Source organism: Shewanella sp. AS16, assembly GCF_021412365.1.
Taxonomy (GTDB): Bacteria; Pseudomonadota; Gammaproteobacteria; order Enterobacterales; family Shewanellaceae; genus Shewanella; species Shewanella salipaludis.
On the sequence record NZ_JAKCLK010000412.1, the window covers coordinates 1 to 282 of the forward strand.

Here is a 282-nt window from a genome sequence, read left to right on the forward strand (position 1 = left end):
GACCTCTGTCAGCGACAAACTGCACGTTCGCGACGCTAAAGAAGGCTCTGTGAAAGGCTACGCGGGTGACACCGCCACTACCAGTGAAATCAAAGCCAAACTGCTGGCAGATGACATTGTCCCTTCCCGTCATGTGAAAGTTGAAACCACCGATGGCGTGGTCCAGCTCTCCGGTACCGTAGATTCTCAGGCACAGAGCGACCGTGCTGAAAGTATCGCCAAAGCGGTAGATGGTGTGAAAAGCGTTAAAAATGATCTGAAAACTAAGTAATTCGTCGTAAT

Annotated in this window: 1 protein-coding gene; it reads left to right on the top strand. The window is 50.4% G+C overall.

Translation table 11 applies throughout. The features are described from left to right. On the top strand, positions 1-271 hold a 271-nt coding region (locus LZP73_RS20885), incomplete at its 5' end, for a BON domain-containing protein (RefSeq protein WP_234236897.1). Positions 272-282 lie beyond the last annotated feature (11 nt).